At 32.8% G+C, this 15,286-nt stretch carries 15 protein-coding genes and 6 pseudogenes; 4 read left to right on the top strand and 17 right to left on the bottom strand.

Translation table 11 applies throughout. From position 1 onward, the window contains the following. Positions 1-660 precede the first annotated feature (660 nt). The gene (locus BAU23_RS12345; RefSeq protein ID WP_001041556.1) at positions 661-936 is read left to right on the top strand and encodes a hypothetical protein; all 276 of its coding nucleotides are present in this window, start codon (positions 661-663) and stop codon (positions 934-936) included. A gap of 44 nt (positions 937-980) precedes the next feature. Here BAU23_RS12345 and BAU23_RS30190 read toward each other — a convergent pair whose 3' ends face one another. The 5 genes from BAU23_RS30190 to BAU23_RS12370 all read right to left on the bottom strand — a co-directional run bounded on the left by BAU23_RS30190 (position 981) and on the right by BAU23_RS12370 (position 3,769). Further along, positions 981-1,142 (bottom strand): hypothetical protein, encoded by a 162-nt coding sequence (locus tag BAU23_RS30190; RefSeq protein ID WP_000852624.1) that lies wholly within the window; start codon positions 1,140-1,142, stop codon positions 981-983. A gap of 75 nt (positions 1,143-1,217) precedes the next feature. Further along, positions 1,218-1,343 carry a hypothetical protein gene (locus BAU23_RS12355; RefSeq protein WP_000588712.1) on the bottom strand — a complete coding sequence of 42 codons (126 nt, stop codon included), beginning with the start codon at positions 1,341-1,343 and terminating at the stop codon, positions 1,218-1,220. Between the two features lie 112 nt (positions 1,344-1,455). Then, positions 1,456-2,193, bottom strand: a complete 738-nt coding sequence (locus BAU23_RS12360) for a type II toxin-antitoxin system SpoIISA family toxin (protein ID WP_002075963.1) — start codon at positions 2,191-2,193, stop codon at positions 1,456-1,458. Between the two features lie 188 nt (positions 2,194-2,381). Next, on the bottom strand, positions 2,382-3,119 hold the full coding sequence (gene gpmA / locus BAU23_RS12365) for a 2,3-diphosphoglycerate-dependent phosphoglycerate mutase (RefSeq protein ID WP_016129446.1): 738 nt from the start codon (positions 3,117-3,119) through the stop codon (positions 2,382-2,384). A gap of 167 nt (positions 3,120-3,286) precedes the next feature. Beyond that, positions 3,287-3,769, bottom strand: coding sequence for a MarR family winged helix-turn-helix transcriptional regulator (locus BAU23_RS12370; RefSeq protein ID WP_000191895.1), 483 nt, complete (start codon positions 3,767-3,769; stop codon positions 3,287-3,289). Between the two features lie 107 nt (positions 3,770-3,876). On the opposite strand from BAU23_RS12370, the pseudogene BAU23_RS12375 reads away from it, so the two are divergent. After that, positions 3,877-4,047, top strand: a pseudogene (locus BAU23_RS12375) (thiamine pyrophosphate-binding protein); the annotation flags it as partial. A 125-nt stretch (positions 4,048-4,172) separates the two neighbouring features. On the opposite strand, the gene tnpB reads toward BAU23_RS12375, so the two are convergent. Together tnpB and BAU23_RS12385 are read right to left on the bottom strand one after the other, a co-directional pair. Next, positions 4,173-5,261 carry an IS200/IS605 family element RNA-guided endonuclease TnpB gene (gene tnpB, locus BAU23_RS12380; protein ID WP_071734565.1) on the bottom strand — a complete coding sequence of 363 codons (1,089 nt, stop codon included), beginning with the start codon at positions 5,259-5,261 and terminating at the stop codon, positions 4,173-4,175. A gap of 3 nt (positions 5,262-5,264) precedes the next feature. Continuing rightward, positions 5,265-5,410 (bottom strand): annotated as a pseudogene (locus tag BAU23_RS12385) (transposase); the annotation flags it as partial. On the opposite strand from BAU23_RS12385, the pseudogene BAU23_RS12390 reads away from it, so the two are divergent. Beyond that, positions 5,405-5,608: pseudogene (locus tag BAU23_RS12390) on the top strand (indolepyruvate decarboxylase); the annotation flags it as partial. The pseudogenes BAU23_RS12385 and BAU23_RS12390 overlap by 6 nt on opposite strands. Before the next feature lie 49 nt (positions 5,609-5,657). On the opposite strand, the gene BAU23_RS12395 reads toward BAU23_RS12390, so the two are convergent. From BAU23_RS12395 to BAU23_RS12430, 8 genes are all read right to left on the bottom strand, one after another. Next, complete coding sequence (locus BAU23_RS12395; RefSeq protein ID WP_000072476.1) at positions 5,658-6,065, bottom strand: VOC family protein; 408 nt, start codon at positions 6,063-6,065, stop codon at positions 5,658-5,660. A gap of 120 nt (positions 6,066-6,185) precedes the next feature. Further along, the gene (locus BAU23_RS12400) at positions 6,186-6,896 is read right to left on the bottom strand and encodes a class I SAM-dependent methyltransferase (protein ID WP_016129441.1); all 711 of its coding nucleotides are present in this window, start codon (positions 6,894-6,896) and stop codon (positions 6,186-6,188) included. Positions 6,897-6,994: 98 nt separating this feature from the next. Continuing rightward, the gene (locus BAU23_RS12405; RefSeq protein ID WP_071734566.1) at positions 6,995-7,756 is read right to left on the bottom strand and encodes an ABC transporter ATP-binding protein; all 762 of its coding nucleotides are present in this window, start codon (positions 7,754-7,756) and stop codon (positions 6,995-6,997) included. Positions 7,757-7,766: 10 nt separating this feature from the next. Beyond that, the gene (locus BAU23_RS12410; protein ID WP_071734567.1) at positions 7,767-10,106 is read right to left on the bottom strand and encodes an ABC transporter permease; all 2,340 of its coding nucleotides are present in this window, start codon (positions 10,104-10,106) and stop codon (positions 7,767-7,769) included. A 6-nt stretch (positions 10,107-10,112) separates the two neighbouring features. Next, positions 10,113-11,375 (bottom strand): MFS transporter, encoded by a 1,263-nt coding sequence (locus BAU23_RS12415; RefSeq protein WP_083583346.1) that lies wholly within the window; start codon positions 11,373-11,375, stop codon positions 10,113-10,115. A gap of 45 nt (positions 11,376-11,420) precedes the next feature. Continuing rightward, positions 11,421-12,056, bottom strand: a complete 636-nt coding sequence (locus BAU23_RS12420) for a TetR/AcrR family transcriptional regulator (protein ID WP_016129437.1) — start codon at positions 12,054-12,056, stop codon at positions 11,421-11,423. A 253-nt stretch (positions 12,057-12,309) separates the two neighbouring features. Beyond that, positions 12,310-13,662 carry a DEAD/DEAH box helicase gene (locus tag BAU23_RS12425; RefSeq protein ID WP_002075977.1) on the bottom strand — a complete coding sequence of 451 codons (1,353 nt, stop codon included), beginning with the start codon at positions 13,660-13,662 and terminating at the stop codon, positions 12,310-12,312. 73 nt (positions 13,663-13,735) lie between these two features. Next, positions 13,736-14,005, bottom strand: coding sequence for a hypothetical protein (locus tag BAU23_RS12430; protein WP_000535036.1), 270 nt, complete (start codon positions 14,003-14,005; stop codon positions 13,736-13,738). Positions 14,006-14,023: 18 nt separating this feature from the next. Here BAU23_RS12430 and BAU23_RS30595 point away from each other — a divergent pair. Next, positions 14,024-14,206 (top strand): annotated as a pseudogene (locus BAU23_RS30595) (hypothetical protein); the annotation flags it as partial. Positions 14,207-14,429: 223 nt separating this feature from the next. Here the strand turns inward: BAU23_RS30595 and BAU23_RS31025 are convergent. Next, positions 14,430-14,543 (bottom strand): annotated as a pseudogene (locus BAU23_RS31025) (N-acetylmuramoyl-L-alanine amidase); the annotation flags it as partial. Positions 14,544-14,697: 154 nt separating this feature from the next. Then, positions 14,698-15,286 (bottom strand): annotated as a pseudogene (locus BAU23_RS12435) (exosporium leader peptide-containing protein); the annotation flags it as partial.

The raw sequence follows: 15,286 nt of genomic DNA on the forward strand, positions 1-15,286 counted from the left end.
TGATATACCTTTAACTCCTACCTGGCATTCTCTCTTTTTTATTTTTGTTAATTATCATAAAATTACCAATATTAATCTACTATTTAATAATAATATTTGATATTATAAAAAAGTAGATTTTATAAACGAAACAACGATTACTGCTAACATTTATATTGATAACACTTCAAACGTTACATATCAGAGTTTAGATGGGATTGCACATAAAATCGAAGAAATTTCAGACGATAGATTATTTTTAGAATCTAAAAATTTATTACAGCTAGTATTTCAGCAAGAGGAAAAAGGAAGTAACATTGTAGGGACTCTTCCAAATCATATCGTACAAAATATCGAAAAGTTATTCCCTCTGTCTATTCAAGAAGGGAAAACAATATTAATAGAGAATGGATTTAATTCCTTATATGCTGAAAATTTTATAAAGGATTTAAAATCAACGCAGTCTATTTACACTATTATGCGTCTGGATATAACAGAAAAGAATGAGGTTATTTCTGACAATGGATTCTTTGTTATTGAATCACCAAACATCCAATGGCTATTAACTCGAAATATAATAAATGATTCCTTTGATATAACCTATTTAACCAAAAATCTTTTCGAAAATGAAATAGCAAAACTAGTAAAACATTAATCCTTTAAGACGGGAGTATATCTATATTGAATAAACAACAGCATTCTAGCAAAAAAAAGGAAGGTTTTTTCGAAAATAGGATATTACCTATCCTCACTGTTCTTTCAGGTGTAATACTATTAGTATACAAAGGGTTAGAATTCATTTCAAAGTATGTATTACTTTTAATCTTATTTGCCCTAATTATTGCTTCGTTATACTTATTGTTTATGAAAGAAGTAGTTGGTGCTGCTATTGGATTCCTTTTTGCAGCCCTTGGGTATTATATGTATAAAATCATTTTTAAACAAAAAAAGAAATAGCAGATAAGCAAATCATAAAGAGTGTAATACAAAAGAGAATGCTTTTACGCATTCTCTTTTGTATACTTATATGGAGTCGCCTCTATAAATTTTTCTAATCGATCTACATTTTGAGTCAATGCACCTTTCACAAGAGAGAAATCTGTATTTGGTTCTTCTTTTTTTTCTTTAAAAAATGAAGACTTTTGTACATTTACTTCAGCCATCTCTTCTCCCCCTTTTCAAAAAGATACAATCTTCTATTTATATTATATCGCAAATGTAGACAGCGTGTACAAGTATCATTTTCTTTTTAATTCTTCTTCTAACTCTTCTACTTGCTGTAATGTATCTCCTTTTATTAAAGAGAAATCCGTTGTATCTTCATTATCTTCTTTAAAAAAATCATTGTCATAATCTTTTATCACTACAATCACCTCTACGTGCTAGTGTAGGGATGATTGTCCGATTTTATACAAGTTTGTCTAAATTTACTTTGTCTTTATGTATAAGTGAAAAGGACAGAAAAAAACTCTGTCCTTATTTACTAAAATAACTATGATGTATTGTTAAATTATATACATTTTCAAAATCCCGATCTTGCAGATTATTTTTCTTCCCATCAATAACAATAAAAACATCACTCACTATTTTTGCTGGTATAATTCCGACATTTTCTACTTGCACCGCTTTCTGCTCATTCAATTGCTCAATGTGTTCAAACGGAACGATAATACTAAATTGCGAGCGGATACCGCGAAAGTTTGTATTTAATTCCTTTGCCGCTTCAAATACAACAATCTTCGCCCCAATCTTTTCCCCATATGAATCTAAAAATGCGTTTAAACTTTTTGTATATTCTTCTTCCGTATGCCATTCCATTGTACCGAACATTGCTGGATTGACATTTTGAATAATTGTTGTGTATATTTCTCCTCTTGCTTTAGAAGCAATTAATGACCGTTTTATCGATTGAACAGTCTTGCCGATATCGCTAAATTTCGCTCCCCATATTTCTGAAATATTAGGTGTTAAAATAAAGGCAATATCAACGAAAATAACCATTGCAGTGAACATTAAAAGATTTTTCCAGAGGGTTAAATCAATTCCTTTTATCATGAAATACACGGTGACTGATACTATAAACAACCCATACCAAGTCTTTCTAATTCGTTGCTTCTTCTCCTCGTACAACTCTTCATTTCTCCAGTAAAAGAAAATAAGTACTAGAAAAACGATTGCTAAAATAAATAAGCCGATTCGAATGTTAGAGATCACCAATGACATCACCCTCCATTCAAAAACTACTCACGATATCATTACATGCACAAGCAGCTCTCTTTATGACAAAAGACGTGGACAAGCTTCTAAATTTAGCAATATCGCATATACATTAGAAGGTACCACGTCTTTTATCTTGAATCTACATTGTATATGTAGACAAGCATGCGTTTCAAATTTTCATGTTAAAAAGAAATATGTTTCGGAATTTCCCCTTCTGGTACTTCTCCGTCCATACTTAAGTAATAATGACGAATTGGACGTAAATTTTCGTCTAATTCATAAACAAGCGGAATGCTCGTTGGAATATTTAATGAAACTACACCATCATTTGAAAGGTTGTCTAAGTATTTCACTAGCGATCGAATTGTATTACCATGAGATGAAATAATTACTTTCTCACCATTTTTTAATGACGGTGCAATTTCTGAATGCCAATAATTAAGCACTCGTTTCTCCGTATCCTCTAAACATTCAGTTAATGGGAATTCACCTTTTGGAAGTGTTTTATATCTTGGATCGTTCGCTTCATATCTAGGGTCATCTTCAGTAAGTGCAGGTGGTCTTACATCAACACTCCTTCTCCAAATATGAACTTGTTCTTCTCCATATTTTTTTGCAGTTTCTTCTTTATTCAACCCTTGTAGTGCGCCATAATGTCTTTCATTTAGTTTCCACGATTTATGTACAGGCACCCAAGTAAGATCCATTTCATGCAGCACAATCCATAAAGTCCGGATTGCTCGTTTTAATACAGATGCATAAGCAACATCGAAAGTATAACCATTTTCCTTTAATATTGCTCCTGCTTCTCTTGCTTCACTTAATCCATTCTCTGATAAATCTACATCAGTCCATCCAGTAAAGCGATTTTCAAGATTCCATAAACTTTGTCCGTGACGAATAAGTACAAGTTTTATCATTATAATTCCCCTCTCGGAAATGTGAATTTTATTGTTCCATCGCGTACACGTATAAAGTATCTAGTAATGTAACTTTTTATCCATTCACTCTATGATTTATCCCTAGTTACCAAATCCATGGATAAAATTCATTCTTTTTCAAACTATAAAGAAAGGCATACTTCTCATTATTTTTGATCAACCGGTATTTCTCGTTTTGATATCCATGCATCAAAGCCTGAACGGCTATTCGCCATTTCATTCATAACTTGATGCCAATTTTCTTCACATGATTCACCAAATTTTGAAAAAATAGCATCCATTTGCATCCTTTGAACATCGCTCAGTTTTTTCTCTAAATCTGTACCTTCTTCTGTTAAAGATAACTGTTTCACACGGCGGTCATGTGTAGCTTCATTACTTTCAATAAGTCCCTTTTCCACAAGTTGACGAAGTGGTCCGTGAAGAGCTTGTTTACTTATTTCTAATAGCGATAGTAACTCATTTACACTTATCCCTGGAAAACGTGCAATAAAAAATAAAATTCGGTGATGTACTCGTTGTATACCGTACTCTTTTATAATTTCATCTGGCTTTTCAGTAAATGTTTTATATGCAAAGTAAAATAATGCTAATGCCTCATTCATCTGTTCTTCTTTATGTTGTGTCATCTACTTTCCCCCTGTATGTAAATTATACCACAATCCAGTAATCAATATTTTAATCAATGCACTGGAACTTCTTTAGTTAATTGAAATATTCATTGTACAGTTAGGAGATGATTCAATTGCAAACGCAATATACTGTAAGTACATATTTATTAGATCGACTAAACGAATTAGGAATTGAACATATATTTGGTGTTCCTGGTGATTATAATTTGGCTTTTTTAGATGATGTAGTAGCACATGAAAAGTTAGAGTGGGTTGGCAATTGTAATGAAGTGAACTACTCACCACTTAACGTCCTTACAGACTGTTTGAAGTGGGAGCTTCTTGGGAAGTAGATACTTTTATTAGCTACCTATATTTACCAAGCCATAAGGGTAGTACCTACCCCTAAAGAAAATACCAATTACATGGCTAATTTTAGTAAGTTTATACTTGCGTTTATATCTCTATCATGATGACTATTGCATTCAGGGCAAATCCACTCTCTAAGGTTTAGATTCTTGACTTCCTTATTTTTAAAACCACAACAAGAACATAATTGGCTACTCGCATAATTCTTAGGTGCGATTATCAAATCACGACCTTTCCATATTGCTTTATAGTCAAGGTACTCTCTGAATTTAGCCCAAGATACTTCACTGATTGCTTTTGTTAATTTGTGATTCTTTTGCATTTTCTTCACTTTCAAGTCCTCAATCACAATTACTTGGTTTTCGTTTGTGATTTCATTGCTTATCTTGTGAAGAAAATCATTGCGTTGATTCGCAATCTTCTCATGAAGTCTTGCAACTTGTAATCTGGCCTTGTTTCTATTGTTTGAACCTTTCTTTTTACGAGACAAAGAGCGCTGCAGAAAAGCTAATCTTCTTTCGGCTTTTCTCAACCATTTAGGGTTCTCATATTTCTTGCCATTAGACAATATTGCAAAGTCTTTTAGTCCAACATCAACACCAACTTTTGTATCAACTTTAGGAAACAATTGCTCATTTTCTTCTACTAAAACCGATACAAAGTATTTCCCAGTAGGTGTTTGAGACACTGTAGTAGACTTAATTAATCCAAAGAATTGTCTGTGCTGTTTAATCTTTACCAAGGTCTTTATTTTTGGCAGCTTGATATAACCACCCTCGATGTAAACCGTGCCTTTTTGGTTATTTGTTGTATAACTACGATGGTTATCTTTCTTACTTTTGAACTTCGGGAATCCAGCAGATTTATCCCGGAAAAAGTTAGCGTATGCTTTATTCAAATTCATTTGAGCATTCGCCAACGCAAGACTATCCACTTCCTTTAGGAATGGAAATTCAGCCTTATATTGTGCAGGCGTAGGATATTTAACAGATTTATCAAGTTTATCCTGTGATTCTTGATAAAATTTGATTCTATCTGCAAGCATCTTGTTGTATACAAACCTAACACATCCAAATGTTTTTAAGAAAAATATTTGTTGTTCTTTATTTGGATAGATACGATATTTGTATGATTTTAACATTTTCTACACCTCATCTTTCCCTTGATTTTCAATATATTTCTTACTACACCTATCGGCGAACCACCCGTAGTAATCAAGCAAAACCTTCTTGACCAAAACATTTCTTTCCAAAGTTTCTTTCTCACATGGGGAAAGTCTCTCTTGATTACACAAAACTAGTAAGCCTATTCGGATCAGAAAAAAAGCAAGCATTTAAAGCAGACAATGAAATAGAGTTAACAGCAGTCTTAACAAAAATGAGTTTTAATAAGAATCAACTTACCTTTGTTGAAGTTGTAATGAGCCAAGGGGATCAGCCTGAATTGTTAGCTAAACTTGGGAAAAGATTTGGCAAGCAAAATTCTTAATAAGAAAAAGCGTAGCTATAAATGGACTACGCTTTTTCTTATTAAATTTTTATTCCGCAAGCGTTAACTGCCAAGACACACCATACTTATCATTTAACCAACCAAACTTTTTGCTAAATGGATAAGAACCTAAAGGCATTAGTACAGATCCATCCTGCGATAGTTTATGAAAAACCGTTTCAATTTCTTCTTCTGTCTCACAAGTTACATAAAGAGACATAGATGGTGTAAATGTAAAACCATGCTTTACATAACTATCAATGCACATGAATTCTTGGCCATTTAACGTAAAGGTTGCATGAATGACAGAACCCTCTTTACCAGGTCCATTTTCATCGTAACGAGAGATATTTACAATTTCTGATTGATCGAATAGCGACGTGTAAAAATTCATCGCCTCCTCAGCTTTACCTTCAAACATTAAAAACGTAGTGATTTTTTGATTTGTGTTACTCATATAGAGACAGCCCCTTGTTATGTATTTATGCGAAACATACATCAGCCAACAAAAACCGAACGTATATTCTTATAAATATATTGTCTATAAAAACGATGAGTTTGTCAATTATCTACTTATTTATTTCTTCTTAAATAATGCTGTCCAAAGAAATGATTCTCCAAACATAGTATTTGGTTGTTCAATCTGTTTCATTTTTCTAATTTCAATCACTTCAAATTCTTTAAATATTTCTTTTAATTTTTCTTCAGAATATGCAAGACCACCTTGTAGACTCCATCCTCTATATACGTCCCAATCTGTTATTTCTGATCCATTTCGCTCATCTAAATCGCCTGCTGCAAAACATGTTACCCCAAAATAACCACCCGCTTTCAATGAGTTTTTAATTAAATCCACATAATGTATCCTTCTATGTGGTGGAATATGATGTAAACAGCCCGAATCGTATACAAAATCAAAATCATTTTGACCCTCTAAATTAAAAATCGAATCACAAATAAAATCAATTTCTATTCCTTTTGCTAACGCCCTTTCTTTCGCCCAATTAATGCCCTCTATAGATAAATCCACTGCTGTTACTCCAAATCCTTCAATCGCTAAATAAATAGCATTTCTTCCTGGACCGCATCCAAGTTCCAACACTTTCCCTTTGGAAACCCATCCTGTTTCTATATATGAAACTAGATTTTCATCTGGAACATTTGCAAAAAACGGAACATCTTTTTCTCTATTCGCATAAAATTCATTCCAAAATGGTTCTGCCGGTCTTAATAATGAATCGAGCATTTTAATAATGTCTTCTTGCTTGTGCAACGTTTCATTTTTCATATGTACTCCTCCAAATTTTAATAGTCAGAAAATTATTATATATCTTTCAGAACTTTCATACAAAGAAAAACTCCTACATTTAATAGGAGTTCTTATCTTTAAAATCCAAGTACAGCTAACCATTTTAACAACTTCTCTTCTCGCACTTTCAAATCATCGTTTCTATACTTACCCATCTGTATTTCGCTAACAATTTCTCCGTCCACCATAAAAAGAACTCTTTCTGATTTAGCTGCTACCTTTACATCATGAGTCACTAACATAATAGTAGTTCCATCACAATTAACATTTAGTAATATTTGCATTACCTCTTCTGTTGATTTTAAATTTAGAGCACCAGTTGGCTCATCAGCAAAAATAACATTTGGATTATTGATTAGCGCTCTACAAATAGAAACTCTTTGTAATTGGCCTCCAGATGCTTCGGTTATATAATGAGACGCTATATCACTTATCCCCATTTTCCTCATTAGCTCCAGAGCACGTTGATTTACTATTTTCTTACTCTCACATTTCGCTAAATATGCTGACAAGATGATATTATCAAATAGATTCAAGTTTCTTAGAAGGTTGCTCTGTTGAAAAATAAATCCTATTTCAGTTAGGCGCAATTTGGCTAACGCTTCTTCTTTCATACATGATATTTCTTTATTATCAACTTTCACACTTCCTGATGACATTTGATCCATTCCACTAATATTATATAGTAACGTCGATTTCCCAGAACCAGAAGGCCCCATGACCGATACAAATTCTCCCTCATAAATCTCTAAATCTATATTTTTTAGTACATGATAATTTGCATTTCCATCTATTGCATATTTTTTGTTTAATTGCTTTACTTCTAAAATTTTGTTCACGTTACAACCCCTACTCCCCATTTCGTTTTAAATCTTTTGTTTGTTTCATAGTAAAACTACTGAAAAGTGTTGTTGCTGTCACAGATATAAATAATATAGCTGGGCATATTACATAAGAAACGATAGGATTCACGACAAACTTTATATGAGCTGCTCCCATAAATGAACCTAACCAACTTACTAGCATTTCACCAAACGTAGCAGCTATAAATGTCCCTGTTAAAATGCCTACTAATACTATAGCAATAGAACGAGTAACATATTGTATACGAATATCTTTGTAAGAAAAACCGATACTTTTCATAATTAATATTTGTGAAGAATCTTTTGCCAATAACATTTTAAAAAACATTGCAGTAATTAAAACCGATATCAATATAGCCACCAAAATTGCCACTTGAGTCACGAGTCTTAATTGTTTAATTGTCTCTCCTAAAGTTTGAGATAAATAATTATCCGTATCTGTTATTTTTGCAGAATTAAAATTTTGTTTATATTCCTTCACTTTTTCTTGCAGATTCACTTTGGGTTTCATATCTACATTTACTACGTACCATAATATATTTTCTTTATTGTAAGAAAAACTCGCTTTAGCTGTTTTACCGCCATTCGTTACATCTTGATATATACCACTAATAGTTAGTACTTTCTCTTTTCCTTCTACAAATAAAACGATTTCATCCTCTACATTCTTTTTTAATTCATTTGCGTTCATATAAGAGAGAGCGATCTCATTTTCATTTTTTGGTGCCATACCTTTAACATATTCTATTGGAAATTGAGTGAAATCTCCCACTTCTACATTTAAGTTTTCATGTGTACCATCAGCTTTCACCACTTTAAATGTACTCGTTACAAATGCTGCATATTTTTCTACCTCTTCATCGTTTCCGATATACGATATAACGTCATTAAACCGCTTTTCTATATTTTCAGATTGCTGTAAATCTATTCGTATATCACTCTTTCCTGTTCCCATATAATTAACAAATTGCGGTGACTGAATCGTGTACAAAAAGTTAACTGGTACAACAATCATGAACACTGCAATTATTAAAACGATACTTAATACTCGATATAACTTAAATCGTTTCACTACATCTTGTATACCAATAAAGATATTTACATTTTTAATTTTAGTTTGAGAGAGAGAAAAAAATCTTCTACTCTTTCTTTTTCCTAGTTTATCTCTTGATCGTAAAGCGTCTATTGCTGTAATTCTCCTGAAATTCCGCAAAATGATGCGGCAAAAAAGGATAACGGCTAGAAATAACAATGTTGTGACTATCAATGGCACAACATAATGTAAAATACTTTTATTAGCTGTCCCCATATAAAGTGCGATGTTAGAGGTAAATATTTTTGTAACAAATAACGAAAGGATATATCCACATATACATCCGATAGCAGCAATAACAACATATTTTGTTACATATAATTTTTGGATCTCTTTGCTTGTAATGCCGATAGCTTTCATAACACCAATTTCCCGATAATCTTCTTCCATAGAAGTCATAATCGTAAATCTAATACATAAAATTGCGATTAACATTAATAATGCACTTATTATGATAAGTACTGCAGCTATTATTCCATCTGTTAATGAATTGAGTGTTTTAAAGAGTGAATACGTAATAGAGGGACCTTTTTGAGGTAAGTTCGATGACTGATATAGATTTTCAAATTCATTTATATTATTTAAATCTGCTAGCTGGAATTCAATAAGATATTCATTTTCTCCAAAATTCCCCTTTATTCTTTCGAAGTCTTCATCGCTTATTACAAATCGTTTTGAACTAACAAGTGATGGGTTCATTTGAACATCACGAACAAATGCCGAAATAGTATATTCTAGCTCATTATTATTTTTCACAACCCATATTTTATCTCCAATACGCAAATTATATTTTTGCATATAATAAATTGGTACACCTATTTCCCCTTTCCTAACATCGATCACTTCATTATTTAAATCTAATAAAAAGTCAAAAATAGTATTTTGCTTAACGAAGCTAATGTCCATTACACTATTATGTTCCGCTTGATTTTTCTTCTTTATAAAAATGTTAGATCCGCCTATTTGAACCATCTCTGCTGTTTGTTGTTTTTTTACAAAAGGAGTTTGCGCTACAAATGAATCAATTGACTTTTGGTTTATTTCTCCGGCATGCATTTGTACGAAGTGCGGTGCGTTTGATACTTTAAATAATTGATCCATTGAGTTCAATAGATTTATAACGTTACTTGAAGCACTTGCCATTAAAAGACTGGATAACATGATAAACATAAATAGAATGGTAATTATCATTTTATTTTGAGAGAAATCTCTTTTTAACATTCTCCTAATCATATGGAGCTAGTTCCCTTCATTCCATAATATTTTCTTCGTCACTATCGCTATTATTATCATTATGAAACTAATAGCTAATATAGGTAAATAAATTTTCATACTGAATTCTTCAAACATAAAACCATAAATGACTTGCCCAATTGGTGCCATACATTGAGATACCGCTGTTATAATTGCCATTACTTTTCCTAAGTTTTCATTTGGTGTTTTCTTTTGGACTACAGTAATCACATAGATGGATACAATTGTCATGATCATTGCAATTAGAATAGAAGAAAGTATAAAGAGGATAAATGGTGGATAGTATCCTAAATTAAGAATAACCGGCATAACTGAAAGTGCCATTGGTATTACTAATAACGCTATTAAAAGCATCCAGTAATGCAATGTTTTCATCTGTAGCTTTTTCGCAAAAAAACCTATTAATAATGCACCTAAAATAGTAGCAAAATCGATCAATCCCATTCCAATTCCGTATAACGTGTCGCTACTTTCCAATGTTACTCGTATAATAATTGGAGCACCAACAACAAATAGCGGTGTAAGTATTAAATTTAGCAATGCAGCTAAAAGCATAGATTTCAAAATAAATGGTTGTTTTAAAACGAATACGAAGCCATCTTTCATATCCTTTACAATTGTCGGTATAATATGGTTTCCTTGTGCTCTTTTTATAAAAGGTATTGTAATAAACATTTCTAAAATCGCAGATAAAAAGAAAGCAAGGCAACTTATTATTACAAGTATTTTCAAACCAATTATACCGTACAATATTCCTCCTAATACAGGAGCTACTATGTTAGATAATGCTTGCACACCATTTACGATACCGTTCGCTTGTTCTAACTTTTTCTCTGGAACTAATTGCGGAATACTCGCCATTACAACCGGTGAGTACATTGCACTAATGACTGCAAGTAAAAACATAATAGTTCCAATCAATATAATAGATACAGATCCAGTAAATAATAAAACTATAAAGCTTAATACAATCGCAGCGTTTATAAAATCAAAAATAACCATTAAATTACGGCGATTGAAACGATCTGCTATTGCTCCGCCGAGAGGGGATAGCAAAAAAGGAATACTCGTTACTGCATATAGTCCTGCGAATATATCAGCACGTCCTGTTATATCTAATACATATAAAGACAGGGCAAAACGTAAAAGTGTTGAACCTAAAATAGTAATAATCTGCCCACTTACCATTAAGTGAAAATCTTTCATAGAAGATTTTATACTTACTGGCATCCTCATCACATCCTTCATTTAATTTCGACCGACTGTCGGTCTATAATAATTAAACAGAAATCATTATTTCTGTTTAATTAAAACCTCGACCATATAATCAAAGGATCCTTCTTTCGCACCAACAGATACTTCCATCATTTTAATGTAAGCTTTAACTCTCCTCATCATTTCTTCCGGCTTCCACTGGAATAAACCCTCATCAAATATGACTTGTGCTGAAGAGAGTAATAATTCAATTGTTTCTTGTGGGTATGGAGTAGAAAATATGCCTTCAGCGATTCCTTGTTCTAAAATCTCTGCTAAAACAGGAGATAAATGAATAATTGATTGTACTATACTTTTTTGATGCATTTCCGCATTATTTGGCTGATGAAATTGTTCAATCATTTTATCTTTAACATCTCCTGATTTTGGTGATTGCTCCATCAAAACTCGAAATAACTTTTCTAAAACTGGGATATTAGGATTAGAGACAATTGCTTTCGCTTTAGTAACATCCGCTTTAATAATCCTCATAATAATTTCATCCATTACTTCTTCTTTCGACTTAAAATAATGATAAAACGTCCCCTTTGCTATCCCTATCTCTTTTAAAATATCATTTACTGTTGTTTTCGTATAACCTTTCGTAATAAATAAACGTTCAGCAGTTTCTAAAATTTCCTTTCTACGCTCCTCATACTCCTTTACAATTCGCATTCAAGTTCTCCTTCCCACCAGACCGACTGTCGGTCTACTTAAATTATATGTTTAGTTAGTAAAAAGTTTCCTATTATCGTACATATACACCATCTTACTTTCTATTTCCTTTATGAATTTTAAATTTTTTAATACGGTGAATGAAATTTTAAAGGTTATTTCTACGTAACCACTCTTGTACTTATATCGACTTCGTTGTATAAAAACAAAAAAGAGCCGCAACGATTTGCGACTCTTTTTGTATAAAAACTATTTAACGGCCACGTCTTTGCTGACCTTGTTTTGTACTACTTTTCTTATTACTTGGCTTATTAAATGATCGATTGTTATCATTTCTCGAACTATTTCTTGAATCGTTTCTTGGGCCACCTTTTGAACCACTTCTTGAACCTTCACGGCTATCTCTTTGACGATATTGACCTGATTTCTTTGGAGCCGGCTTTTGTACCGGTTTTCCATTTTCATCTACATTTTTTATCATCGGTTGTTCGATTATTTGTCTTTGTATTGGTGCACCAAGCGTTTTTTCAATTTCTTCTAAATGTTTTTCATCTTTCGCTGCAACGAATGTAATTGCAAGACCTGATCCACCTGCACGTCCTGTTCGGCCAATGCGGTGAATATAACTTTCTACATCTTCAGGGATATCAAAGTTAAATACGTGCGTTACACCATCTACATCAAGTCCACGAGCTGCTACATCCGTTGCGATTAAGTACTGAATTTTAGCTTCGCGGAAACTCTTCATAACTCTTTCACGTTTCGCTTGAGGTATATCACCATGAAGTTCAGCACAATTATAACCTAGCCCTTTTAAATTATCATAAAGCTTACTTGCTCTAACCTTTGTACGACAGAAAATAACTGCTAAAAATGGCTGATCACGATCCATAACAAAACGAAGTGCATCTGGCTTTGCACGATCTGTCGTCTCAATGACACGCTGCTCAATTGTATCTACCGTTACTTCTTCACTTTGTACTTGAATCATTTGCGGCTCATCCATATAACGCTTCGCCAATTTTTTAATATCTTTTGGCATCGTTGCTGAGAATAACATCGTTTGTTTACTAGCAGGTGTCTCATCTAAAATATCTTCAATATCATATAAGAAACCGAAATAAAGCATTTGATCCGCTTCATCTAGTACAATCGTTGAAAGATTACTTAAATCAATTGTTTCACGTCGTATATGATCTAATAATCGTCCTGGTGTCGCAACAACAATATGTGTATTACCTTTTAATTTTCTTAATTGTTGTGCTACATCTTGTCCGCCATATATCGCTAGTACATTAATATCTTCTCTTTGAACAAGCATTTTTTTAATTTCAGTTGTAATTTGCAGTGCTAGTTCCCTTGTTGGTGCAACAATTAAAGCCTGAACATCACTAGACTCTGGATCGATTTTTTCTAAAATCGGTAACACGAATGCTAACGTTTTACCCGTCCCTGTTTTCGCCTGACCAATAATGTCTTTACCTGACATAATAACAGGAATTGCCTTCTCTTGAATTGGTGTTGCTTCTGTAATTCCATTTTCACGTAATGTATGATTAAAAGTTTCACTAATTCCTAATTCTAAAAAGTTTTTCAAATAGACCACTTCTTTTCCTTATTTTTCACATTAGCTTTCATTGTACCATTTGTTTCGCCAAATATGAAAAATAAAAAAATTCTTACCTTCTTTTTTTATATTCATCCTGTACTAGATGAACAAATTCTTTTTGTTTTTTCTCGGATTTTATTAATGCTTCCATGTTAATAGAAGACAAAATAAACTTTTTAATTTTTCTATTACTCCAAATTAAACTTGTATACTTCGGATCTTCATGTAGATTTCGAAACCACTCTAATTCACTTAATTTTGCGATATGATGTTTTAATTTCATGTCATTTCGAGGGTAAAATAAAATTATATCTGCTATTACATCAAATAATGAGCCCAAGTTATTCCCTCCTATAACTTCTTTAATGAAGATATTAACCTAATTTTAAAAATCATTGTTTCACCAATTCAAAATAAATTACACCAATATGTACATCACGGAACTAAGTTCTATCATTTAATATGTAATACGAAAGCATTATATAACCTTCATTTTGATTTAGCATTTGAGCTTATCTTTCAGAAAGATGGTTTGCAATATAAAATGGAAAAATCCTAATAGTGCATTAGAGATATTTATTATTTTTCATTATAGTTTTTATAGCCTTACCATATCAATTTGGGAATTTAGTGCGTTTAGAAAACCATTTAGATACATTTAGCCATATATTGTACGCCAATAATATAGTAGTAAGAAATTTACAAATGAAGGATATAGAAAGAATAAGGGGTTATGGCTAATTAATCATGAATGTATAGTGCGGTTATATGAATAAATAGGCTTCATTTGCAGTAACATAGTATGTTTTCCCTTTACTGCTGCGTACTTTGTACTGTGGCGAACCATTGACACTCACCTTTGCATCAATCATAAATCCCTGCATCTACAGAACCAGCTCCGTTTTTATACTTCTAAGATGGAGCATCCTAGAAACGTAGATTGTCCACTTTGAAAACAATGCGTTTTCAAAGTGGACAAATAAACTGTGCTTTTCTTATCGAGTAGCAACAGATACTTCTGAAAGAAATAGACTACATCGTAATAGGGGTTATATTCACAGCTGTAATTTTACAAGTTGAAATTGCAAACCTAACGGTTGTAGTTGGATTTATAGGTAATGTCCCTAGTACTATACCAAGTCCTGTTTGTTCCACGTTAAAATCTGCTGCAATAGAACCATTACTTGCTAAAAGACTTACTGTAGATCCGATAAACGCATCCAGTAATTGTCTAATTGGTCGTTCACGACATTCACACTCGCATCCTACATCGGTAGGTGGAAGCAATGTTATAGGTGGTCCTGGTGGTAAAAAACCTACCCCTGTTACATCAGATATATTGACCACAAAGGTTGTAGTGCCATCTGTAACTGTAACTAAAAAATCATTCACGGAAGTGATAGTAAATAGAAAGAAAAGCGGGGGCGTGTTGGGTGTGTCTGCAATAGTGCCAAGAATAACAGTTTCTCCAATAAGTTGTTGTAAAACGCTTTGCATAGGTAAAACACAGCAATCACAAAGACAACCTTCAGTTCCTCCTGTTGGACCTGTCTCTCCTGTTGGACCCGTTACTCCCGTTGGACCCGTTACTCCTGTTGGACCCGTTACTCCTGTTGGACCC

Origin of the sequence: Bacillus nitratireducens, from assembly GCF_001884135.1 — a bacterium.
GTDB classification, from domain to species: Bacteria; Bacillota; Bacilli; order Bacillales; family Bacillaceae_G; genus Bacillus_A; species Bacillus_A nitratireducens.